Below are 21,445 nucleotides of genomic sequence, written 5' to 3' on the forward strand. Positions count from 1 at the left end.
GACAAACCTGTACAAGGACTCCACCACACATGCTACTTCGAAACCTTGGCTTCGCTTCACTGCTATCGCTGCTGTCTTTTCAAGCGCTCGCCGATGACAAAGGTTTATATCTTGGAGCCGGCGTAAGCAGCATACAGACCGACGAATCCAGACTGGACGACGACGACACCAGCTACAAGGTTTATGCCGGGTATCGCGTCAATAGTTACCTGGCCTTCGAGGGTGCCTACGTCGACCTGGGTCAATTCAAGGACAAGAATGTCGATTTCGAAGGCAAGTCGGCCCAGGCTGCCGCCCATGTGGGCTTTCCATTGGGCGATCGGATGCGGGTGTTCGGCAGTGTCGGTGCTCACGCCTGGGACGCCGACGGCAATGCCACCGACGACGATACCGGGGTTGACCTGACCTACGGTGTCGGCCTGGAGGTCGATGTGTTTCGCAATATCGGCCTGCGCGCTGAATACGAAGTCCTGGAGGTCGGAGAGATCGACCTGAATCAGACGACCGCATCCGCCTATATGCTTTTCTGACACCGCTACAACTGAGCGACCGCCCCGGTCGCTCATCGCACTTGCCGCAATGCGCGTCCTCGCCCTGTCAGCCCCCCGCCATTACTTCAACGTCTCCTTCGATTCCTGCGCCGGCGCCATGTACCACTTGTCCCTGGGCACCCATTTTTCCTGTTGCGGATCACCCAGATAGTGCGGCGACATGATCTGTACGCCGTACTCGTTGAACACATCCTGGATGTTGGCGTGCAGCATGCTCAGCAGCACCGCCCGTGGCCGAGGCTGACTGGGGATGGCCTGGGCCACCAACCGGTACTCGGGGTAGAAATTCGACAACGCCGTCTGAAACACCTGCGGCCAATGCCATCTGTAGGAGCGAGCCTGCTCGCGATAAACCGGAGAGCACCGCGGGGCACCTGCCAACCCGCGTTATCGTTGACGACCATCGCGAGCGAGCTCGCTCCTGCAGTTACAGGGTGTTCAGTACCTGATTCAAGGATTGACCTGGTAACCCTTGCCCTGCAAACAGCTGGTGTAAGCCGACGTGGTGTTCGCCTGCGTGGTTTTCGATTGCTCCCGGCGTTCCTGGCGCTGACGTGACGCACCGACCACGGCACCGGCTGCCGCCGTCTCCTTGGCGCGGTTCTGGCGATAGTCCTGTTTCGTGTCATCGTCGACACGATCATAGACCTCGTCACGTTGATTGCCGCGCACCTGGGCCCCAACCGCGCCAGCGGCAGCCCCGGCAGCAGCGCCCTTGATCCGCCCGCCGGAAGGCGTGGAAGCCGTCGAGGTGCTTTGGCTGGCGGCGATGCTGTTGCATTCGTTGATGTCGGCCTGGGTTTGTTGCGAACTTTGCCCTTTCATCGGCACCACCGTTTGCGCCCATCCCGGGGCGCTCAAAACCGACAAGGCGAGACACAGACTGATAGGTGACAGTTTTTTCATGATGACCTCCGGATGAACCTGGTTCACCCCCAACAGGAGTTTAGATCAGCCCCCATCAGCCACCCGGTTACTGACCGGCGGTGAGTTCAATCTCCATGACCAGTTGGTCTGCGATCCAACGTACCGGCACGGCCTCCAGTTGCGCGCCTTTACACGGGCCGTCGATGCAGTGCCCGTCGTCGTAACGAAACATCGCGCTGTGATGGGCGCACATCAGGACCTTGCCGCGCCAGGTGCAGAACTGCTGCGGATTGAAGTCCAGCGGCACCGAGAAATGCGGGCAGCGGTTGATGTACACCCACACCTGTTCGCCCTGACGCACCGCCACCAGCCCGGCGGGATGCAGTTGCTGGTGCTGTGGCAATCCCAACGCCCCGCCGTCGGCGATGTCGTCCAGTCGGCACAAGGAAATGCTGGTCATGGAAAACCGCGCAGTTCCGGATTGCCCAGGCTCCAGTGCCAGGGGCGAATCTGCAGGCTGGCGAACAGTCCCGCCCGGACATAGGGATCGTCGCGCATGAACGCCTCCACCTCCGGCAGGCTGCCCGCCTCGATGACCAGCAACGTCCCCGTCATCGCCGCGCCGGCATCATCAAGGATCGGGCCGCCGAGGCGTACGACCACCCGATGATCCCCGGTCGCACGCAAATGCGCCTGGTGACTGGGCCGCAGACGCTGGCGCAGCGCCTGGCAGTCCGAGTGATCAGTGGCAAACACCGCAAAGAACTGACCCATGATTCACGCACATTCCATGACAAATTCATAACACGCACGCTTGAACGGCACGTCCATACCCAGCCTGGCGGACACATCGTCGTGGCAGGTCAAGTCTTCGTAAATCACCTGCAACGACTGTTTCACCCCAAACACTGCATCGGATTGCAGATACGGATCATCGTGGTTGAACAGGTGCGTCACCAGTTTGCGATAGCCCGGCACCTCGATCATGAAGTGCAGATGCGCGGGCCGCCACGCGTGGCGGTTGGCGGCATCGAGCATGCGCCCTACCGGGCCATCGGTCGGTATCGGATAGGCCACCGGGACAATGGTGCGAATCGCAAAGCAGCCATCCGCGTCGGTGCGATAGCGCCCGCGCAAGTTGCCGAAAGGCTGTTCGGTGTCTTGTCCGGAATACATGCCGTTGTCGGCGGTCTGCCACACGTCCAGCACCGCGCCGGCCAAGGCATTGCCATGAATGTCGACCACGCGTCCGCGTACCAGCGCCGTTTCCCCGGGCGTGAAGGCCATGTTTTCGCCGAACTCGCGATCCGGCATGCCATCGATGTAGAACGGCCCAAACACCGTGGTTTCGGTGGCCATTGCGCTGTGGCGATGGTTGATCGCGTCGACCAGCATCGAAACGCCAAGGGTGTCCGACAGCAGAATGAATTCCTGACGCACCAGGCCATCACATTTGTGCCCGGTATCGGTCAGAAAGCCAATGCCTTCAAACCACTCCTGTTCGGTCAACTCGACCTCGCTGACAAACCCATGCAGGTGGCGCACCAGGCTTTGCATGATCTGTTTGTAACGCGCGTTGGGCGCGTCGTTGAAGCTGTTCACCGCCTGTTGGGAGATCAGTGACTCTATGGCTTTGTCTTGATCGGTCATTGTTGTTATTCCGACGAGGATAAAAGTGGCCGGCAGATCAGGCTGGGGCCTGACCTGTCAGGGCACGGTTCAACAACGCCTCAATCGGGCCTTGCTCGAACGGCCGCGGGTTGTAGTAAGGGCTGGCACAAGCGATTTGCGCAGCTTCGGCCGGGCCGTTTGCCGGAAAGCCGATGTCCGCCAGGGCCAGTGGGATGCCCAGTTTCTGGTTCAGCGCGTACAACAAGGCACCGACCTCACTCGCTTCGCTCCCACCCAATGCGCGGGCGGCCCGTAGCAAAGGCCCGGCCGCTGCTTCGCGGTTGTAATGCGCGGCGTGGGGCAAGACGATAGCGTGCGCCTGGGCATGGGGTAAATTGAACGTGCCACCCAAGGTGTGACAGAGTTTGTGGTGCAAGGCCATGCCGACCGAACCCAGGCAAATGCCCGCCAGCCACGCGCCATACAACGCCTGGCTACGCGCCTGGGGGTCATCGGGATTGCTGACAACGCCCGGCAAGGCCTGCGCTAGCGAGCGAATCGACTCTTCGGCCATGAAGCCGATGATCGGGTTGGCGTCCTGGGCGTACAGCGCCTCGACCGCGTGGGCCATGGCATTCATGCCCGAACAGGCCGATATGTGCGCTGGCAGGGTCAGGGTCAATTGCGGGTCGTAGATCACGGTCTTGGGTAAAACCCGAATATCACGTCCGGTTTTTTTCAGGCGGTTTTCGGTCAAGCCATAGATCGGCGTCATCTCGGAACCGGCGTAGGTGGTCGGCACCGCCACGATGGGCAGGCCGGAATCCATCGCAATCGCCTTGCCCAGGCCGATGGTCGAGCCACCGCCGATGGCCACGCAGCAATCGGCGTCCAGTCGCGCCGCCTCGACGCGCGCCGCTTGCGCCACTTCCAGCGGGACGTGCATCACGGCCTTTGGATAGACACCGGCGGCACGATCACCGAGCAACGCCGCGACCTTTTCGCCGAGCCCGTGCTGTTCCGGTGTGGTCAGGATCAACGCACGCCGCGCATCCAGCCGTTCAATTTCCTCGGCCAGCGCCGAGAGCTTGCCCCAGCCGAACACCACACGGGTCGGCAGGCTTTGGTAAACAAAAGGATTCATGGCAGGCCTCAACGCTTGTAATACGGCGGGATGTTGGCGTCGACATTGACCCAGACCGAACGGGCTTCGGTGTAGTCGTGGATCGCTTCGAAGCCCATTTCCCGGCCATAGCCGGACTGACCGACACCGCCAAACGGACTGCCGGGGTTGACCCGTTTGTAGCAGTTGATCCAGCACATGCCCGCATAAATCGCGTCGGCCATTTTGTGTGCGCGGCTCAGGTTCTGCGTCCACAGGCCGCTGCCTAATCCGTATTCGCTGCTGTTGGCGATGGCCAGGGCTTCTTCGTCAGTGCCAAAGCGCACCACGGTCACAAACGGGCCGAAGACTTCCTCCTGGCAAACACGGTCACCGGGCCTGGCCTCGATCACTGTCGGCTCGACATAAAATCCATTGGCGAACGCTTTATCGTCCGGTGCCTTGCCGCCGGCCAAGACCTTGCCGCCCTGCTCGATGGCGATGTCGATGTACGCCATCACTCGGTCGCGGTGCAACGCCGAAGTCAGTGGCCCCATTTCGGTGTCCGGGTCCAGCGGGTCGCCCAGGCGAATGGACTTGGCCAACGCAATGAAACGCTCAAGGAATTGATCAGCGATGTCTTTGTGCAGAATCAGCCGCGAACCGGCGATGCAGGCCTGGCCCTGGTTGTGAAAGATCGCCCACGCCGCGCCGTTGACCGCTGCGTCCAGGTTGGCGTCCTCAAACACGATGTTCGCGCCCTTGCCGCCCAGTTCCAGCTGGATGCGCTTGAGGTTGCTTTTGGAGGCTTCGACGATCCGACGCCCCGTGGCGGTCGAACCGGTAAAGGCAATCTTGCCCACGTCGAGGTGTTCGGCCAGCGCTTGCCCGGCGGTATGGCCGTAGCCCGGCACCACGTTGACCACGCCCTTGGGGAAGCCGACTTCGGTCATCAGCTCGACAATGCGCAAAGTCGACAACGGAGTGATTTCCGAAGGCTTGATCACGATGGTGTTGCCCGCCGCCAGCGCCGGGCCCATTTTCCAGCTGGTGAACATCAGCGGGAAGTTCCACGGCACGATCTGCCCCACCACGCCAATCGGCTTGCGTTGCACGTAGTTGAGGAACCCCGCTTCGACCGGAATCACCGAACCTTCGATCTTGTCGGCCATGCCGCCGAAATAACGGAAGCACGCCGCCGTGCGCGGTACGTCGAGGCCACGGGAATCGCGGATCGGGTGCCCGGTATTGAGGGATTCGAGCTGCGCCAGTTCTTCACCGCACGCTTCGATCCTGTCCGCCAGTTTGAGCAACAGGCGTCCGCGTTCGGCGGCGCCCAGCGCCGACCAGGCCGGGAAGGCGCGCTTGGCGGCGGCCACGGCGAGGTCGATGTCAGCAGCTTCGGCTGCTGCGATGCGGGTGATCAACGAACCGTCATGGGGCGACACGACGTCGATGGTGCCGCCGCCGACGGCATCCACGAAGCGGCCATCAATATAGAGCTGATTTTGCATAATGGTTTCCTCGCACCGCGCGGCTGGCGCAGTGTTTGACGAAGTGGTTCCTGAGCGCTTTGCCCGGCGCTGGGCCGGGCCGGACGCGAGGTCCTAGAACTCGATTGGATACGGCTTGAGCTCACCGCTTTCGTAGCGTTGCGGCAGGTTTGGCGTGGCGTTTTCCCAGACCATCAGCATCGAGCGTTTGGTCGAGTAGCCCTGGTGACGGATGTCCGCGGGCATGGCGCAGATGTCGCCGGCACGCATGGTGATGCGCGCACGGGGATTGCCGTCGTCCTTGTCGCCGACGTCCCAGATGATTTCGTCGGACATCTGCAAGAACCACTCGATGCGGTCGTTGCCGTGGAATACCGGCAGGATGAACTCCTCGGTGGTCGGACAGAACAGGCTGGCCTTGCACACCGAGGTCACCGACGGGTTCCAGGTCACGTCGGAGCGCGACAGGTACTTGAACAGGTTGAAGGCATGCAGTTCGCCTTCGAAGCCTTCGGCGGCGTGGACCTCCGGTTCGTCCTGCGGCACATCGATGAACTGGCGGTTGACCGGCAGGTCGTCACGTAGCGGCGAGTCATCCTTCAGGCCCGGCATGCGTTTGGTGGCGATGCGCGAGCGCTCGATGGCTTCGATGTTGTTGCCGTTCTTGCGACCGAATGCGCTGCCGGTTTCTTCCGGGGCGGCAAAGGGGTCGAAGGTGGCATTGGTCCAGTCGCGCAGGATGGCCTTGAAGGTGGCCATGATCAGTGGCGTTTCGAAGTTTTCGGTGTAATTGACCCCGGCCGCCTTGAGCGTGCCGTTGAAGGTGCCGGCGTACAGGTCGACCTTGCCGTAGTAATTGCGGGTGCCGATGACCTGGTCAAAGTTGACCCAGCCATAGAAAAAGCCCCAGGCCACGTCGCGCATCATGGCGCGCAGGAAGGCGTCGACCGGAATCAGGTGCGAGCGGGTCTGGCCCTTGGCCGGCCAGGTGATGCGGGCGAAATACTCGTCGCGCGACAGCTCGAAGGCGCCGAGTTTGAATGAGCGGTAGCCGGTGACGGCATGGGGCGCGCTGGCCTGGACTTCATCGTCGGCAAGGTGGGCGGTGTCGGCAGCGGTTTCAAGCATGGCCATGGCGGAATTCCTCTTGTTGTTGTGGGGTGGGCGGTCGGGTGTGGCAGATCACTTGAAGCAGATGTCGGCCCATTTCTCGACCGACAACGGGCCTTTGATGGTCTGCTGCAGGATCACACCCGGGCGGCTGGCTTCGAAGCGATAAGCGGTGCCGACCGGCAACAGGCACTGATGGCCGCGCTTGAGCAACACATAACCCATCGGTTTGCCGGCAGGTACGTCACCGGCCAGATGCGTGCCCTCGCCGGCTTTCAACGGCGCATCGAGCTTGAGGAAGTCCACGCGAACCTCACCGTCCATGACGATGACGAATTCGTCGTGTGCTGCGGTGTACCAGGGCGACTGGCCTTCGGCACGGATGGATTCAACGACGTAGCCGAGGTTGAAACCCACCACGACTTTTTCATAAGGGCGGGAAAGATCGGCCACTTCGAAAATGTTGGAAAAGGCGTAGTGGCTGGCCTGGCCGCTGATGATTTCAACCGACCCTTTGGTGTAGTTGTCCAGCGAGCCGAAGACCGTTTCGATTGCAGCGCTACTCATGGTTTTCACCGTTTTGTTGTTGTAGTAACAGTGAGCCAACAGTACGTCGCAGCACCTTGGCGAACAATTAGAGGACCGGCGACAACAGTGTTTGCGAAACGCGAACATTGAAACCAGCGCAATACTTGTGGGAGCGGGCTTGCTCGCGAACAAGATCTATCAGTTGACTCAGATGGCGACTGACACACCGCTTTCGCGAGCAAGCCCGCTCCCACAGGTTTAGTGTATTCGCCAGGGCCCTGCCTTTCAGCGCACCCAGCCGCGCTCCAGCAGGGGCTTGTCCCAGCATGGCTCATCGCCGAAGTTGTCCACCAGAAAGTCGATCAACGTACGCACTTTCAAGGCCCGGCGCTGGGTGGCGGGATACACCGCCGAAAAATTGAAAGAGGACAGTGCGTAATCCGGCAACACCGGAATCAGCCGGCCACTGAGCAAGTCATCACTGGCCACCAGTGTCGGCAGGCAGACAATGCACACACCGGTCTGCGCGTAATCGCGCAGCAAGTGCACGGAGTTGGAGCGCACCTGGCCCGGCAGGCTCAGCTCCACTTGCTCGTCGTCGCGGGTGAAGATCCAGCGGTTGCGCGACGGATAGCCTTCGTACAGGGCGATCTTGTGTTGCAACAATTCCTGGGGATGGGTCGGTACACCGAACTCGCTGGCGTAATCCGGGGACATGCAGAACAATCGGCGCACGCTGAACAGCTTGCGCTCGATCAGGGTTTCGGCCATGGGCGGGAACATCTGGAACGCCACGTCGAAGCCTTCTTCGATGGGGTCCACCACCCGGTCATTGACGATCACGTCCACTTCAATGTCCGGGTACAAGCGCGTGAACTCGGCCAGCATGCGGCCGAAGTGACCAATGGCAAAACCCGGCAGCATCTGCACCCGTAGCTTGCCGGTGGGCTTGGCCCGCAGTTCGCGCATGTGTTCGGTCAGCGAGTTGAACCCGGCGACCATGTCGGCGCATTCCTTGTAGTAGGTCTCGCCCACTTCGGAAAGCCGCACATGGCGCGTGCTGCGGTGGAACAGCGGCGCGTTGATGAATTGCTCCAGTTGCTGGATACGGTGGGTGATTACCGAACGGGTCACCCCCAGTTGCTGGGCCGCCTTGGCAAAGTTGCCGGTTTCGGCAACCCGCACAAAGGCTTCGACACTGAGTAAACGATCCATGGGGGCAGGTTCTCTGGAGGATGCCAGTCAGTTAAGCAGTTGCTGTCGTAATGCATTTTTTTTGTAGCAACTGGCGCAGCCTGCGTTCGGCTGCGCAGCAGTCGTAAACCCAAACAACACCGTCTAACAGGTAAACCACAAACGCAGGCTTCGCCAGCTGCTACGGATTACCACGCGCTCCAGCAATTGTTGTCGCATCCCCCTTTTTGTAGCAGCTGGCGCAGCCTGCGTTCGGCTGCGCAGCAGTCGTAAACCCAAACAACACCGTCTAACAGATAAACCGCAAACGCAGGCTTCGCCAGCTGCTACGGATTACCATGCGCTCCAGCAATTGTTGTCGCATCCCCCCTTTTTGTAGCAGCTGGCGCAGCCTGCGTTCGGCTGCGCAGCAGTCGTTAACCCAAACAACACCGTCTATCAGGTAGGCTGTACAGATAACCGTCGCTGCATCGGGAAAACCTGCCAGCCCAGGCGTTCGCTGATCAGCCCCCACACCCCTTGCGGGGCCTTGAGCATCATCACCACCGCGACCACTCCGAGGATAATCATGTACACCGCACCGTACTGCGCCAGGCAACCGCGCAATACGAAGTAAATCAGCGTGCCGATCAACGGGCCTTCCAGGGTGCCGATGCCACCAATGATCACGATAAAGATCACCACAGCGGTCCAGTCCTGCAGGTTGAACGCCGCATCCGGAGAAATGCGCAGCTTTTGCAGGAAGATCAACGCTCCAACCACGCCCGTACAACCGGCGGCCAGTACGTAGACCATCAGTTTGGTGCGAAACGTATCCACACCGAGGCTGCCGGATGCCGGCTCGGAATCGCGAATCGATGCCAGCGCCAGGCCCTGACGCGAGCGCAGCAGAAAAAACACGGCTGCCACGGCGGCAATGGCGATGGCCAGTGCAGTGAAGTAGATCAGCGTTTCGCGTCCGTCCCGGTCATTGCCGATCTGCCGCACAATAGCCGCCGGCAGGCTTTGCCCCGACCCGCCACCCAGGCTGCTCATCTGCGCCAGGCCCAAACGGAAGACCTCCGCCACCACCCAGGTACCGATGGCGAAGTAGGCGCCACGCAGACGAAACACGATCAGCGCCGTGGGAATCGCCAGCAACGCCACCAACACGCCTGAAAGCAATACCGCCACCAAAGGCGGCACACCGAATTGGCTCGCCAGCATAAACAGCAGATAGCCCCCCAGACCGACGAAGGCCTGCTGCCCTACCGAGACCATGCCGGCGTAGCCCGCCAGCAGGTTCCACATTTGCGCCAACGCCAGGTAATAGGCGAACTCCACCACCAGACGCAGGCTCGCCCGGTCGGCCCACAAGGGTGCACTGAACAAGATCAATACGCACAGGCCCAGCAACGACAGGCCTATGGTGCTGCTGGTGGTCGTGCGTTGTACGCGAAACCTGAGCGCGGGGTTGTTCAAGGCATTCATCAGTCGACACTCCGGGGAAACAGGCCACGCGGACGCACGACCAGGATCAGCAGAAACACAAGGTGACCGGCGAGGATTTGCCAGCCGGGATCGATTTTTGCCCCCAGGGTTTGCGCAACGCCGAGAATCACCCCTCCGGCCAGCGTGCCCCACAGGCTGCCCAGGCCACCGATGATCACAGCTTCAAAGCCGTACAACAGCCGCGCCGGCCCGACCGTGGGATCAAAACTGGTGCGGATCGCCAGGAACACGCCGGCAATCGATACCACGGCCATCGCCAGCGCCATGGCCAGGCCGAAAATGTGCGCGTTGTTGACGCCCATCAGCCGTGCGGTGTGCTGGTCATCAGAGGTGGCGCGAAACGCCCGGCCCAACGATGTTTTGTAGAACAGCAATTGCAGGCCGCCGATGATCAGCAACGCACTGCAGAACACGATCAGCGGCATCACGCCGACGCTCAGGCTGCCCATGCCGACGCTGGCCACTTCAAGGTCGCCTTGAGCCAGTTTTTGGCTGTCGGCACTGAAAAATTCCAGCAGCACGTTCTGCACGATGATCGACAGGCCGAACGTCACCAGCAACGGCGGCAGGATGTCCGTGCCCAGCGTGCGGTTGAGTAACAGCCGTTGCAGCAGATAGCCGAAACAGAACATCAGAGGCACCACGATCAGCAGACTCGCCAACGGGCTGAAGCCCAGATGATTGACCACCACCAGCGCCAGGTACGACGCCAGCACAATGAAGTCGCCATGGGCGATGTTGACCAGACGCATGATGCCGAACATCAGCGACAGCCCCACAGCGAACATCGCGTACAGGCCACCGAGCAACATGCCTTGAAGCAAAGTATTGAGCCATTCCATCACTAGATCCCGAAATACGCGGCTTTGATTTGTGCTTTGTCCGCATCCCCAGGCCGGCCGGTGAGGGACACCCGCCCTTCCTGGAAGCAATAGAAGCGGTCGCACACACTCAATGCCTGATTGATGTCCTGCTCGACGAGAATCACTGTGGTGCCGTCGGCCTTGATCGAGGGCAATGCGGCGTAGATGTCCTTGATCGTCGTCGGCGCCAGGCCCAGGCTGATTTCGTCGCACAACAGCAAGTGCGGGTTGGCCATCAGGCCCCGACCAATCGCGACCATTTGCTGCTGGCCGCCAGACAGCGCGGTGCCCGGTCGCTTGCGCAGTTTTTCCAGCACCGGGAACAGCTGATAGATGCGCTTGAGCGTCCACGGTCCCGGGCGTTTGCTGTAGGCGCCGATCAGCAGGTTTTCTTCAACGCTCAGGGACGGAAACAACTTTCGGCCCTCCGGCACCAACGCGATGCCGCGCTCCAGCACCCGATTGGCTGCCATGTCGCCAATGGCCTGCCCCTTGAAAGTAATGGCGCCAGGCTGGTTCTTGATCAACCCGGCCAAGGAGCGCAGGAACGTCGACTTGCCCGCGCCGTTGGAACCGATGATCGCCACGGTTTCACCGGCCTCAAGGGTCAGGCTGATGTCGAATAGCGCTTGAAAGTCGCCATAGCCGGCGCAGAGTTTTTCGATGGTCAGCATGCGTCAGCTCCCGATGCCCATGTAGATGTCCTGGACCCGAGGGTCGGCCATCACGCTGCGCGGTTCGCCTTCGGCCAGCTTGGCGCCGAAGTTGATCACCGTCAGGCGACTGACCACCGCCAGCAAGGCGTGCACGATGTGCTCGATCCAGATGATGGCAACGCCGGACTTGTGGATGCCTTGAATGGTTTCCACCAGCGCCAGGCATTCCGGTTCGGTCAGGCCTCCGGCAATTTCGTCGAGCAGTAACAGGCGCGGCCGGGTCGACAAGGCCCGGGCCATTTCCAGGCGCTTGCGGTCGAGCAAGGTCAGTGAGCCGGCCAGCACGTTGGCCTTGCGCATCAGGCCAGTGAGTTCCAGCGTCTGCGCACACCACTGACTGGCTTCGTTGTCACGCAGCCGTGCACCAAAGGTTGCGCCCACCAACAGGTTCTCGAACACGGTCATTTTCACGAACGGATGCGGAATCTGATGGGAACGGCCGATGCCCTGCTGACAGCGCTTGAACACAGGTTCGCGGGTGACGTTGCGGCCTTCGAAATGGATCTGTCCTTTATCGGCCACCACGCCACCGGCGATCAGGTTGAACAGCGTGCTTTTACCCGCGCCATTGGGACCGATGATGCCCAGGGCTTCACCGGGTTGCAGGGTCAGGTCGATGGCGTCCGTGACCTTCACCGAGCCGTAGCTTTTGTGCACATCGGTCATTTGCAGAAGTGGTTGTTGCATGGTGCACCCGTGTCCTGTTGCGCGATCAATACGTAATGGCCTGCATCTCGCCGCCCAGCGGGATCACCGGGGCGGTGGCATTGCTGGTCACGATCAGGTCGTATTTATTGTCCTTGCCCAGTCGCCACTGGCCGCTGACCAGAGGCGTCTTGGCGACGTTCTTCACCGGTCCGCCATTCCAGTTGATCGGGCCGACCACGGTGTTGAGGTTGGTCTTGAGCAAGGCATCGCGGACCGCTTGGGCGTTGCCGATTTCTTCAGTGCGCTTGAGGATGTCCACTGCCAGTTCGAACAGGGCATGCACGAAGCCCAACGGTTGCGTCCACTGCTTGCCGGTGGCCTGGGTGAAACCCTGGGCCAATTGGCCGGCGCTGGCGCCGGTCAATGATGAGCTGAACGGGTGCGTCGGGCTCCACCAGATTTCGGTCGACAGGTTGTTGCCGGCCTTGCCCAATGCCTCGACTGCCGTCGGAAACAACAATGCCTTGCCCACCGACACGGCTTTCGGATTGAAGCCTTGCTGCCGGGCCTGGGTCCAGAACGTGCTCAGGTCCGGCGGGATGACCACGCCGGTGACGATCTCGACATCAGCCTTTTTGAACGCGGCAATCTGCGCGGAAAAATCGTCGGTCAGACTCTGGAAGCGGCCAGGGTCGACCAGTTGAAAGCCCTTTTGCGCGAGTACCGGTGGGAACCCGAGCTTCTGGTCGCCCCAGGCATTGCCGTCGCCATCGTTGGGGAACAGACCGCCGACAACTTTGTTGGACGGCATCGCCCCCCACATGGCGCTGTAAGTACCGATCACCTCTTCCAGGCCCCAGAAGAAATGGTAGGTCCACTCGAAGCCCTGCTCCGGCTTGCCGCCCCGGGTGAAAAACCACGGCTGCCACGGAGCTACCGTGGAGATGCAGGGGATCTCGTTGATTTCGCACTGGTCGGACACCGGGTTGGTGGTCTCCGGGGTCGACGACACCAGCATCAGGTCGACTTGATCCGAGAGAATCAGCTCGCTCGCCACTTCTGCCGCGCGGTTGGGGTTGGACTGGCTGTCCTTGACGATAACTTCCAGGCGATAGGCCTTGCCTGCGACATTGATCGAGTTCTTCAAGACTTGCTTGAGCGACTCGATGATGTAGTTGTCGGCCGCCGCAAACGGCGCCAACGGTCCGGTCTGCGGGCTGACATAGCCCAGCTTGATCACCCGCTCACCGCCGATGGCAAAGGTGAACGGCATGCTTGCCAGTGCCACGCCACCGGCGGCAATACCGGTACTGCGCAGGAAGTCACGGCGGGAGAAGTCGCGGCCTAACAGGTTTTTATCGTTGTTGTCTGTCATGTAAGTACTCCAAAAGCCTGGACGAACAGGGTCGCCACGTGTGGCCGGGCCATCACGCAGGGTCAGGGGGCAAGCAGGGAAATCCGTTTAGAAGAAGAAACTGACGTCGAACGACGCGACCACTTGCGAATCCTTTTCGCCGTCGGCATAGGCATCGCGGCCGGGGCCTGAATGGATGTCGTAGCGCAGTTCCGGGCGCAGGCGCACGTTGGGTGTCGGCGTCCAGGCCAGGTTGGTGGTGACGCCGTAGAAACTGCCCCAGGTCGGGTCGGGAATCCCGGTGTTCGGGTCGATGTTGGCCATCATCACGTGGACCGGGGCGTCGGTGTAGAACCACTCGGCGCGACTGTTCCACATCAGGTTTTCGCTGAGCTTGTGGTACCAGTTCACGTCCGTGCCATACCAGGTCGCGTCGTTTTTATTGGCGAACCCGGCGAAGGCGCCCTGCTCCTGCTTGCCGTAGTTCAACTCCAGCGCCACGCGGTTGTTCGGGTCGATGACTTGCGACAGGGTCAGGTAAGACGCCAGGCGCTTGTAGTCGTCATCCTTGGTGCCCGCCGGCAGCGGCGAGCCACAACTGCATTCGGCGAAACTATCGCCAGCGCCATTACCGTAGATGTTTTCCCAGTCGATCCAGGTGCCGAAGTCCGCCGAGCGCCAGCGCACGTTGGCGATCACGTCCGGCGAGTGATTGGGATCCTGCAGGTTGTTCCAGCCCTGAACCACCCCCAGTTCGAAGCCGAGCATGCTTTCGCCCGGTTCCGAAGGCAGTTTGAACGAGTACAGTGCACCGGCATGTTTGGCCGGGCCGTGCATGAATGAATAGGTGTGGGAGTAGAAGTCAGTCGGGGCCGGAGATGGCAAGGCGAAACCGATTTCGTTTTCCAGCGGCGTGTGGAAAATCCCGATCATCAGCTCAGAGCCGCCGAGCACGGGGAAGTAGAAGTTGACGTAAGCCTGGGCGACGGTGAACGCCGGATCTTCAGGCTTGTTGTCGCGGTTGACGCTCAGGTCTTCGTCCCAGCCGTAGGTCTTGAAGAAGCGCGCATCCTTGCCGTACAGCGCCGTGACGTTGAAACCCCAATCAGCTTCTTGCGGCATCGCGCCGGGAAACGGTCCGACGCGGCCGATCACATTGCTCTTGGGTTTCTTTTCCACGGCCAGGGCGAACTGGTTGAGGTTCACACCTTCGTCGGTATTGAAGAAGCTCTGTTTGCTGACGTCATCCGTGCCGTTGTTGTTATAGATCACACCGGCCTGAGCCCAGCCGTAGATCTTGATCCCGTGTTCGCGCTCAAGGCTGTCGCCGAAGACATTGCGCACCAGCGAACCCATGGGATCGTCTGCTGCCAGAGCCATAGAGGGAAACAAAACGTCGGCACCCAGAACGGGCGCGAACAGGGTTGCTGCGCAAACCCATGCACGAATACTCATACCTGCCTTCCTTATTTTTATTAGGCGCCAATCCCCCGAAGGGGCATGAGGCCGAAAGCAAGGTATGACGTCTTGATGAGCCCTGGCTTGAGCTCCACCCGGTCGTTGGCAGATCGTGGTGTTCGGCGTAATGGAGGCTACAAGCCCGCCACTGCACCAACAATTCCATTCTCGGCGACTTCAGTGTTTGCGTATTCAGAACAATGCAGGTCTTTGTGGGAGCGGGCTTGCTCGCGAAGGCGGTGTATCAGTCAACATAGATGTTGAAGCTGATGCCCTCTTCGCGGGCAAGCCCGCACAGAGTCTGTGCTGGTACACAGGCATCTGCGGCAGCGCCGATCATTGTGGGAGCGAGCTTGCTCGCGATGGCGGTGGCTCGGTCAACATAGATGTTGAGGCTGATGCCCTCTTCGCGGGCAAGCCCGCTCCCACAGGTTTTGCAGTGTTAGTCAGGCATTGGTGGTCAGCGGATAGAGCTTGTCATCGAACTGCGAAAGCTTCGGAAACACCAGTGGTTGGTCGTCACTCAGGTGCTGCAAGCGCTGGTCGTAGTCAACCAGGAACTGCTGGCGCGCCTCTTCGCTGATGTACGGCACATGCCAGGCCACGAACGGTTCCAGTACATCAAAACCAACATAAGCCAGGGTTCCGCGCAGGATCGGGCGCAGCATGTCCTCCAGCGGGCCGTGAATCGCGCCCTCACCGAACATGTGTTCCCGACCGCCCAGGGTCACCGTCACCAGTGCCTTCTTGCCGGCCAATCCACCCTGATCGTAGAAGCGCTTGCCGCCGTAGCAGATGCCCGACACCAGCACCCGATCAATCCAGCCCTTGAGCATGGCCGGGGTGGAGAACCAGAAGATCGGGAAGTTGAGAATCAGCAGGTCGGCCCACAACAGCTTGTCCAGTTCGGCCTGAATGTCCGGCGCCAGCGACTGGCTCTTCACGCCCAGGCGTTGTTCCAGGGCATAGACCAGGTACTCGGGGTTTTCCCGATTCGAGAAGTCGGCGTCGCTGGCCACCGGGTTCCAGTTCATTTTGTACAGGTCACTGACCTGCACTTCGTGGCCCTGGGCTTCGAGGGTGGCGACGGCCTGGTCACGCAGGGCGGCGGTGAAGGATTGCGGCTCCGGGTGAGCGTGGACGATCAGTACTTTCATGGTGGTTCCTTAGACTTGTTCCAGCGAATCGGTTGAAGGTGTGCAAGCGCGTGTGGCCAGCAAGCGGTCGAGCCAGTCGGGGTCCATTTGCGGTTCGGAAGAAAACAGCAGCCCGGTGTAGTCCTGGTGCGGCGGGGTGAAGATCTGGCTGCGCGAGCCGTGGTCCACCACCCTGCCCCGTTGCATCACCAATACCTCATCGGCGATCGCCCGCACAGTAGCAACATCGTGAGTGATGAACAGATAGGCGACACCCAGTTGTTGCTGGATGCGGTTGAGCAATTTCAGTACGCCTTCGGCGACCAGTTGGTCCAGGGCCGAGGTCACTTCATCGCAGATGATCAGTTGCGGATCCGCCGCCAGGGCCCTGGCGATGCAGATGCGTTGTTTCTGCCCGCCCGACAGCTCCCGGGGCTGGCGCTCCATGAAGGTCGCCGGGTCGAGTTCGATCATCTCCAGCAGTTCGGCGACCCGGGCACGCATGGCCTTGCCCTTGAGGCCCAGATAAAACGTCAATGGCCGACCGATGATGTCGACAATGCGCTGACGCGGGTTCAGCGCCGTATCGGGGATCTGGTAGATCATCTGGATGCGCCGCAGTTGTTCCTTGCTGCGTTGGCGAAAGTCCGCGGGCAAGGGTTCGCCGTCGTACAGCACCTGGCCGTAAGTCGGCGGCAGCAAGCCGGTGATCAGCCGTGCCGTGGAGCTCTTGCCGCTACCGGATTCGCCGATCACCGCCAGGGTCTGGCCGCGATACAGCTTCAACGATACGTCGTGCAGCACCGGTTGCCGGCCATAACTGGCGCAGCTGTTGCGCAGCTCCAGCAGCGGTTGTTCCTGTTGCGGACAAGCCTTGGGCTCGGTGCGGAAACTGCGCACCGCCCAAAGCGACTTGGTGTAGTCCTCTTGCGGGTCGCCGAGCATCTTGCGGGTCTCGGCCTCTTCCACCAGTTTGCCGTGGCGCAGCACCATGATGCGGTCGGCCATCTGCGCGACCACCGCCAGGTCGTGGCTGATGTAGATCGCCGCGCTGCCATAGGTCGCCACGGCGTCGCGAATGGCGGCGAGGACTTCGATCTGGGTAGTGACGTCCAGCGCCGTGGTCGGTTCGTCGAAGATGATCAGGTCCGGGTGACAAGCCATGGCCATCGCGGTCATGACCCGCTGCAACTGGCCGCCGGAGACCTGATGCGGATAGCGCTGGCCGATGGTTTCGGGGTTGGGCAGGCGCAGCACCCGATACAGTTCCACTGCATCACGCATGGCCTGTTCGCGGCTCATGCCGCCGTTTTTCACAGCGGTTTCGACGTGCTGGTCGATCAGTCGATGGGCCGGGTTGAACGAAGCCGCCGCACTCTGTGCCACATAGGCAATACGCAGCCCCCGCAGTTTACGCAGGGCTTCAGGCTTGGCGTTGAGCAGGTCGATGCCGTCGAAGTGCACCGAGCCGCCGGTGATCCGGCAACCGTCGCGGGTGTAGCCCATGGCCGACAGGCCGAGGGTCGACTTGCCCGCGCCGGACTCGCCGATCAGCCCCAGCACTTCGCCCCGTTGCAGGGTCAGGTCGATGCCCTTGATCAGCGGATGCCAGGCGTCTTCGTAATGGCCTTCGATGTGCAGGTCGCGGATTTCCAGCAAAGGTTTTGTGGTCGTCATGTTCAGCATTCCTTGAGACCGCTGGATTTGTGCAGCATCCAGTCGACGACGAAATTGACGCTGACCGTGATCAACGCCACGGCCAGGGCAGGCAGCAACGGACTGATGTCGCCGAAGGTGATCAGCACGGCGTTGTCGCGCACCATGCTGCCCCAGTCGGCGGTGGGCGGTTGAATGCCCAGGCCGAGGAACGACAAGGCACTGATGAACAGGAACACGAAGCAGAAACGCAGGCCGAACTCGGCAATCAGCGGCGCGGCGGCGTTGGGCAACACTTCGCGGGTCACCAGCCAGCACAGGCCTTCACCACGCAGGCGCGCGGCTTCGACGAAGTCCTGCACCACCACGTTCATCGCCACCGCGCGCGACAGGCGAAACACCCGGGTCGCATCCAGCAGCGCAATCACCAACACCAGCGACGTTGCCGTGGTGCCGACCACGCTGAGGATCAACAAGGCGAAGATCAGTTGCGGAATGGCCATGAGGATGTCCACCACCCGCGACAAACCCTGATCGACCCAGCCGCCCTTGATCGCCGCAATCAAGCCGCAGGACCCACCGAGCAAAAACGCCAACACCGTCGTGAGGAAGGCAATGCCCAGGGTGTTGCGCGCGCCATAGACCAGGCGGCTGAACATGTCGCGCCCCAGGTTATCGGTGCCCAACAGGAACTGCCCGCCCCACGGCGCAAAGCCCTCGCCCACCACCTGGGTTTCGCCAAACGGTGCCAGTACCGGTGCGAACACCGCCACCAGCACGTAAAGCAGGATCATCAACAAACCGAACTGGGCGCTCAGGGGCGCCCGCCACACGTGTTTTAACAGGCTCATGGTCTACCCCTTCGGATGCATCAGGCGTGGGTTGCTGGCAATCGACAGCACATCGGCGCTGGTGTTGAGCAGGATGTAGGTCGCGGCGAAGATCAGGCTGCAGGCCTGCACCACCGGGATGTCGCGCTTGGCCACCGAGTCCACCAGCAACTGGCCGAGCCCCGGATAGACAAACACCACTTCGACCACCACCACGCCAACCACCAGGTACGCCAGGTTCAACGCCACCACGTTGACAATGGGCGCCAGGGCATTGGGCAAGGCGTGGCGGAAGATGATCCGCGACTGGCTGATGCCCTTGAGCCTGGCCATTTCGATGTACGGACTGGCCAGCAGGTTGATCAACGAGGCGCGGGTCATGCGCATCATCTGCGCGATCACCACCAGGCTCAGGGTCGCCACCGGCAACACCGAGCGCTCCAGTACCGTGCCCAACGAAGCGTCCGGCGCCAGGTTGGAAATGCTCGGGAACCAGTTGAGCTTCACCGCGAACACCAGGATCAGGATGTAGGCAACGAAGAACTCGGGGAACGACACCGCGCTCAGGGCCGAGGTGTTGAGCAAGCGGTCGAACCAGCTGTTGCGGTACAGCGCGGCGAGCATTCCCAAACACAATGCCAGCGGCACCGACACCAGGGCCGCCAGCAAGGCGAGGCTGAAGGTGTTTCCCAGGCGCGAGCCGACCAGTTCGGCGATGGGCCGCTGGTTGGCCAGCGATACGCCAAGGTCACCGTGTAACAGCTGCCAGATCCAGTGGCCGAAACGGGTGAGCGGCGGCAAATCCAGCCCCAATTGCGCCCGGTAGGCCACCACGGTTTCCGGGGTGGCCGACTGGCCGAGCATGGCCTGGGCGATGTCGCCCGGGAGCATGCCGACCGCCAGGAAAATGATCACTGACACCGCAAACAGCGATAACAGCCCCAATGCCAGACGCTGCAACAGCAGCTTGAAAATACTATTCACCGCACAGTTCCTCGCGTGAGTTCGCAGGACTTACGGTGCTGCGCAACCTGTAGCAGCTGGCGAAGCCTGCGTCCGGCTGCGAAGCAGTCGTAATTCCTGCTTGCCCGATTAATCTGAAACACCGCGTGCTTTGAAATGGCGACGGCTTCGCCGCCGAACGCAGGCTTCGCCAGCTGCTACAAAAGCAATGACAGCTTTACGCCTGCCACCAGCGCTCGATCACCCGCAGGCCGTCCAGCTCGCCGTACGGCGCGGTCTGTCCGCCGTGGACGACGCGGTTGGAACGCGCCGCCACGGAGCTGGCGAACAGCGGCACGATCGCCCCGCCCTCGTCCCGGCACAGCGCCTGCATTTCGTTGTACATCTCGCGGCGCAGCGGGTCGTTCATTTCGCCGCGGGCGGCGTTGAGCAGTTGATTGAAGCGCGGGTTGTCCCAGTGGGTTTCGTTCCAGGCCGCACCCTTGGCGTAGCCGATGCTGAACATGCGGTCGGCGGTCAGGCTGCTGTACCAGAACGAGGTGGTGAAGGGTTGCTTCATCCACACGTTGGAGAAGAAGCCATCGGCCGGCTCGCGCACCACGTCGATGTCGATCCCGGCGGCACGCGCCTGTTCCTTGAACAGCACCGAGGCGTCTACGGCGCCGGTGTAGGCCGCATCGGAGGCTTGCAGGCGCACCTTGAGCGAATCCAGACCGGCCTTCTTCAGGTAGAAGCGCGATTTGTCCGGATCGTAGGTGCGTTGTTCCAGCGCAGTGTTGATGAAGCGACTGCCGGGCTGGATCGGGTGGTCGTTGCCCACCAGGCCATAGCCGTGCAGCACCGAGGCCAGCAGGGTTTCGCGGTTGATCGCGTGTTTCATGGCCAGGCGCACGTCGTTGTTCAGGAATACCTGGCTGTCGGTGAGCATCGGGAAGGTGTAGTGCTGGGCGCCTTTGGTTTCTTCGATGACCAGGTTCGGGTTGCGCTTGAGCAGCGCGACGGTTTTCAGATCGACCTTATTGATCACATCCACCTGCCCGGTGACCAGCGCATTGACCCGTGCCGCGCCGTCGGAGATCGCAATCAACTCGGCGCTGGCGAAGTGCGCGCGGCCCGGTTTCCAGTAATCGGGGCTGCGTTCCAGGGTCATGCGCACGCCCGGTTCGAAGTCCTTGAGGCGATAGCCACCGGTACCGGCGCCAGCCTGCCAGTCCGCCGTGCCGTCCTTGCTCGGCATGATCGCCAGGTGGTAATCGGCAACCACATAGGAGAAGTCGGCGTTGCCCGAGTGCAGTTCGAATACCACGCTGTCGCTGCCGATGGCACTGACTTTGGCCACGTCGCCCAGCACGGTCTTGGCGGCCGAGGTGGATTTCTCGCCGAGATGATGCTGGATCGACGCCACCACGTCCTCGGCGGTCAGGGTCTTGCCGTTGTGGAAGGTAACGCCTTGGCGAATCTTGAAAGTCCAGACACGCGCGTCCGGGGTCGAGGTCCAGCTTTCGGCCAGTTCGGGGATGGCGGTGCCGTCGACGGCAATTTCGGTCAGGGTGTTATAGACCGCCGAGAAGCCGACGAAGGTGAAGGTGTCGGACCAGGAACCCGGATCTTTCGAGTCCGTGGTGCTGCCACCCGCCAGGCCCAGACGCAACACGCCACCCGGTTTTGGTGTGGCCTCCCCGGCAAAGGCGCCAAACGGCAGCCCCATGGAGAACGCCCCGGCCACCGCCGCGGCTGCCGCGCTGTACTTCAAGAAGTCCCTGCGCGGGAAGCTGAATTCATGGTTCGCTTGAGTAATCTTGTTTTTGTTATCGCTCATTGCATTGCCCCTGATCAAAAAGCTAATGAATTACCGGTTCAAAACCACGCAAGAC

21 protein-coding genes and 1 pseudogene are annotated in these 21,445 nt (G+C 61.3%); 1 reads left to right on the forward strand and 21 read right to left on the reverse strand.

Annotation, left to right across the window (positions count from 1 at the left end; all coding sequences use genetic code 11):
* Positions 1-29: 29 nt before the first annotated feature.
* Entirely contained in the window at positions 30-530 is a 501-nt protein-coding gene (locus tag AC07W4_RS17125) for an outer membrane beta-barrel protein (RefSeq protein WP_046037049.1), read from the forward strand.
* Between the two features lie 81 nt (positions 531-611).
* Here the strand turns inward: AC07W4_RS17125 and AC07W4_RS17130 are convergent.
* From AC07W4_RS17130 to AC07W4_RS17230, 21 genes and pseudogenes are all read right to left on the reverse strand, one after another.
* Positions 612-863: pseudogene (locus AC07W4_RS17130) on the reverse strand (mechanosensitive ion channel family protein); the annotation flags it as partial.
* Positions 864-1,001: 138 nt separating this feature from the next.
* Positions 1,002-1,457: a YMGG-like glycine zipper-containing protein gene (locus AC07W4_RS17135; RefSeq protein ID WP_008053573.1), complete on the reverse strand. Its 456-nt coding sequence runs from the start codon at positions 1,455-1,457 to the stop codon at positions 1,002-1,004.
* 67 nt (positions 1,458-1,524) lie between these two features.
* Entirely contained in the window at positions 1,525-1,878 is a 354-nt protein-coding gene (locus tag AC07W4_RS17140) for a Rieske (2Fe-2S) protein (RefSeq protein WP_495033228.1), read from the reverse strand.
* A complete protein-coding gene (locus AC07W4_RS17145; RefSeq protein ID WP_495033229.1) occupies positions 1,875-2,192 on the reverse strand; it encodes a YciI family protein in 318 nt (105 codons plus the stop codon). Before AC07W4_RS17145 ends, AC07W4_RS17140 begins: the two co-directional genes overlap by 4 nt.
* 3 nt (positions 2,193-2,195) lie before the next feature.
* Complete coding sequence (locus AC07W4_RS17150; protein ID WP_495033230.1) at positions 2,196-3,068, reverse strand: dioxygenase family protein; 873 nt, start codon at positions 3,066-3,068, stop codon at positions 2,196-2,198.
* A 37-nt stretch (positions 3,069-3,105) separates the two neighbouring features.
* Positions 3,106-4,173, reverse strand: a complete 1,068-nt coding sequence (locus AC07W4_RS17155; protein ID WP_495033231.1) for a maleylacetate reductase — start codon at positions 4,171-4,173, stop codon at positions 3,106-3,108.
* An 8-nt stretch (positions 4,174-4,181) separates the two neighbouring features.
* A complete protein-coding gene (locus AC07W4_RS17160; protein WP_495033232.1) occupies positions 4,182-5,645 on the reverse strand; it encodes an aldehyde dehydrogenase family protein in 1,464 nt (487 codons plus the stop codon).
* Between the two features lie 93 nt (positions 5,646-5,738).
* Positions 5,739-6,758, reverse strand: coding sequence for a hydroxyquinol 1,2-dioxygenase (locus tag AC07W4_RS17165; protein WP_104448232.1), 1,020 nt, complete (start codon positions 6,756-6,758; stop codon positions 5,739-5,741).
* A 48-nt stretch (positions 6,759-6,806) separates the two neighbouring features.
* Complete coding sequence (locus AC07W4_RS17170; RefSeq protein ID WP_495033233.1) at positions 6,807-7,301, reverse strand: cupin domain-containing protein; 495 nt, start codon at positions 7,299-7,301, stop codon at positions 6,807-6,809.
* Positions 7,302-7,547: 246 nt separating this feature from the next.
* A complete protein-coding gene (locus tag AC07W4_RS17175) occupies positions 7,548-8,477 on the reverse strand; it encodes a LysR family transcriptional regulator (RefSeq protein WP_495033234.1) in 930 nt (309 codons plus the stop codon).
* 417 nt (positions 8,478-8,894) lie between these two features.
* Positions 8,895-9,926 carry a branched-chain amino acid ABC transporter permease gene (locus AC07W4_RS17180; RefSeq protein WP_495033235.1) on the reverse strand — a complete coding sequence of 344 codons (1,032 nt, stop codon included), beginning with the start codon at positions 9,924-9,926 and terminating at the stop codon, positions 8,895-8,897.
* On the reverse strand, positions 9,926-10,789 hold the full coding sequence (locus tag AC07W4_RS17185; protein WP_008052244.1) for a branched-chain amino acid ABC transporter permease: 864 nt from the start codon (positions 10,787-10,789) through the stop codon (positions 9,926-9,928). Before AC07W4_RS17185 ends, AC07W4_RS17180 begins: the two co-directional genes overlap by 1 nt.
* Before the next feature lie 2 nt (positions 10,790-10,791).
* A complete protein-coding gene (locus AC07W4_RS17190) occupies positions 10,792-11,484 on the reverse strand; it encodes an ABC transporter ATP-binding protein (protein WP_495033236.1) in 693 nt (230 codons plus the stop codon).
* Positions 11,485-11,487: 3 nt separating this feature from the next.
* Positions 11,488-12,213, reverse strand: coding sequence for an ABC transporter ATP-binding protein (locus AC07W4_RS17195; RefSeq protein ID WP_495033237.1), 726 nt, complete (start codon positions 12,211-12,213; stop codon positions 11,488-11,490).
* A 25-nt stretch (positions 12,214-12,238) separates the two neighbouring features.
* Positions 12,239-13,549 (reverse strand): ABC transporter substrate-binding protein, encoded by a 1,311-nt coding sequence (locus AC07W4_RS17200; protein ID WP_495033238.1) that lies wholly within the window; start codon positions 13,547-13,549, stop codon positions 12,239-12,241.
* Between the two features lie 87 nt (positions 13,550-13,636).
* Entirely contained in the window at positions 13,637-14,983 is a 1,347-nt protein-coding gene (locus AC07W4_RS17205; protein WP_495033239.1) for an outer membrane beta-barrel protein, read from the reverse strand.
* Between the two features lie 449 nt (positions 14,984-15,432).
* Positions 15,433-16,143 carry an NAD(P)H-dependent oxidoreductase gene (locus tag AC07W4_RS17210; RefSeq protein ID WP_495033240.1) on the reverse strand — a complete coding sequence of 237 codons (711 nt, stop codon included), beginning with the start codon at positions 16,141-16,143 and terminating at the stop codon, positions 15,433-15,435.
* A gap of 9 nt (positions 16,144-16,152) precedes the next feature.
* On the reverse strand, positions 16,153-17,799 hold the full coding sequence (locus tag AC07W4_RS17215) for an ABC transporter ATP-binding protein (RefSeq protein ID WP_495033241.1): 1,647 nt from the start codon (positions 17,797-17,799) through the stop codon (positions 16,153-16,155).
* 2 nt (positions 17,800-17,801) lie between these two features.
* Positions 17,802-18,629: an ABC transporter permease gene (locus tag AC07W4_RS17220; protein ID WP_495033242.1), complete on the reverse strand. Its 828-nt coding sequence runs from the start codon at positions 18,627-18,629 to the stop codon at positions 17,802-17,804.
* 3 nt (positions 18,630-18,632) lie between these two features.
* Positions 18,633-19,592, reverse strand: a complete 960-nt coding sequence (locus AC07W4_RS17225; RefSeq protein WP_495033243.1) for an ABC transporter permease — start codon at positions 19,590-19,592, stop codon at positions 18,633-18,635.
* Between the two features lie 196 nt (positions 19,593-19,788).
* On the reverse strand, positions 19,789-21,390 hold the full coding sequence (locus tag AC07W4_RS17230) for an ABC transporter substrate-binding protein (protein WP_495033244.1): 1,602 nt from the start codon (positions 21,388-21,390) through the stop codon (positions 19,789-19,791).
* Between the last annotated feature and the right edge of the window lie 55 nt (positions 21,391-21,445).

This window comes from Pseudomonas sp. GW821-FHT02A08, assembly GCF_059422045.1.

Excerpts from the sequence above, each read along its gene's own strand:
- AC07W4_RS17125 (WP_046037049.1), top strand. The coding sequence starts at position 30 with ATGCTACTTCGAAACCTTGGCTTCGCTTCACTGCTATCGCTGCTGTCT.
- AC07W4_RS17135 (WP_008053573.1), bottom strand. The coding sequence starts at position 1,457 with ATGAAAAAACTGTCACCTATCAGTCTGTGTCTCGCCTTGTCGGTTTTG.
- AC07W4_RS17140 (WP_495033228.1), bottom strand. The coding sequence starts at position 1,878 with ATGACCAGCATTTCCTTGTGCCGACTGGACGACATCGCCGACGGCGGG.
- AC07W4_RS17145 (WP_495033229.1), bottom strand. The coding sequence starts at position 2,192 with ATGGGTCAGTTCTTTGCGGTGTTTGCCACTGATCACTCGGACTGCCAG.
- AC07W4_RS17150 (WP_495033230.1), bottom strand. The coding sequence starts at position 3,068 with ATGACCGATCAAGACAAAGCCATAGAGTCACTGATCTCCCAACAGGCG.
- AC07W4_RS17155 (WP_495033231.1), bottom strand. The coding sequence starts at position 4,173 with ATGAATCCTTTTGTTTACCAAAGCCTGCCGACCCGTGTGGTGTTCGGC.
- AC07W4_RS17160 (WP_495033232.1), bottom strand. The coding sequence starts at position 5,645 with ATGCAAAATCAGCTCTATATTGATGGCCGCTTCGTGGATGCCGTCGGC.
- AC07W4_RS17165 (WP_104448232.1), bottom strand. The coding sequence starts at position 6,758 with ATGGCCATGCTTGAAACCGCTGCCGACACCGCCCACCTTGCCGACGAT.
- AC07W4_RS17170 (WP_495033233.1), bottom strand. The coding sequence starts at position 7,301 with ATGAGTAGCGCTGCAATCGAAACGGTCTTCGGCTCGCTGGACAACTAC.
- AC07W4_RS17175 (WP_495033234.1), bottom strand. The coding sequence starts at position 8,477 with ATGGATCGTTTACTCAGTGTCGAAGCCTTTGTGCGGGTTGCCGAAACC.
- AC07W4_RS17180 (WP_495033235.1), bottom strand. The coding sequence starts at position 9,926 with ATGAATGCCTTGAACAACCCCGCGCTCAGGTTTCGCGTACAACGCACG.
- AC07W4_RS17185 (WP_008052244.1), bottom strand. The coding sequence starts at position 10,789 with ATGGAATGGCTCAATACTTTGCTTCAAGGCATGTTGCTCGGTGGCCTG.
- AC07W4_RS17190 (WP_495033236.1), bottom strand. The coding sequence starts at position 11,484 with ATGCTGACCATCGAAAAACTCTGCGCCGGCTATGGCGACTTTCAAGCG.
- AC07W4_RS17195 (WP_495033237.1), bottom strand. The coding sequence starts at position 12,213 with ATGCAACAACCACTTCTGCAAATGACCGATGTGCACAAAAGCTACGGC.
- AC07W4_RS17200 (WP_495033238.1), bottom strand. The coding sequence starts at position 13,549 with ATGACAGACAACAACGATAAAAACCTGTTAGGCCGCGACTTCTCCCGC.
- AC07W4_RS17205 (WP_495033239.1), bottom strand. The coding sequence starts at position 14,983 with ATGAGTATTCGTGCATGGGTTTGCGCAGCAACCCTGTTCGCGCCCGTT.
- AC07W4_RS17210 (WP_495033240.1), bottom strand. The coding sequence starts at position 16,143 with ATGAAAGTACTGATCGTCCACGCTCACCCGGAGCCGCAATCCTTCACC.
- AC07W4_RS17215 (WP_495033241.1), bottom strand. The coding sequence starts at position 17,799 with ATGACGACCACAAAACCTTTGCTGGAAATCCGCGACCTGCACATCGAA.
- AC07W4_RS17220 (WP_495033242.1), bottom strand. The coding sequence starts at position 18,629 with ATGAGCCTGTTAAAACACGTGTGGCGGGCGCCCCTGAGCGCCCAGTTC.
- AC07W4_RS17230 (WP_495033244.1), bottom strand. The coding sequence starts at position 21,390 with ATGAGCGATAACAAAAACAAGATTACTCAAGCGAACCATGAATTCAGC.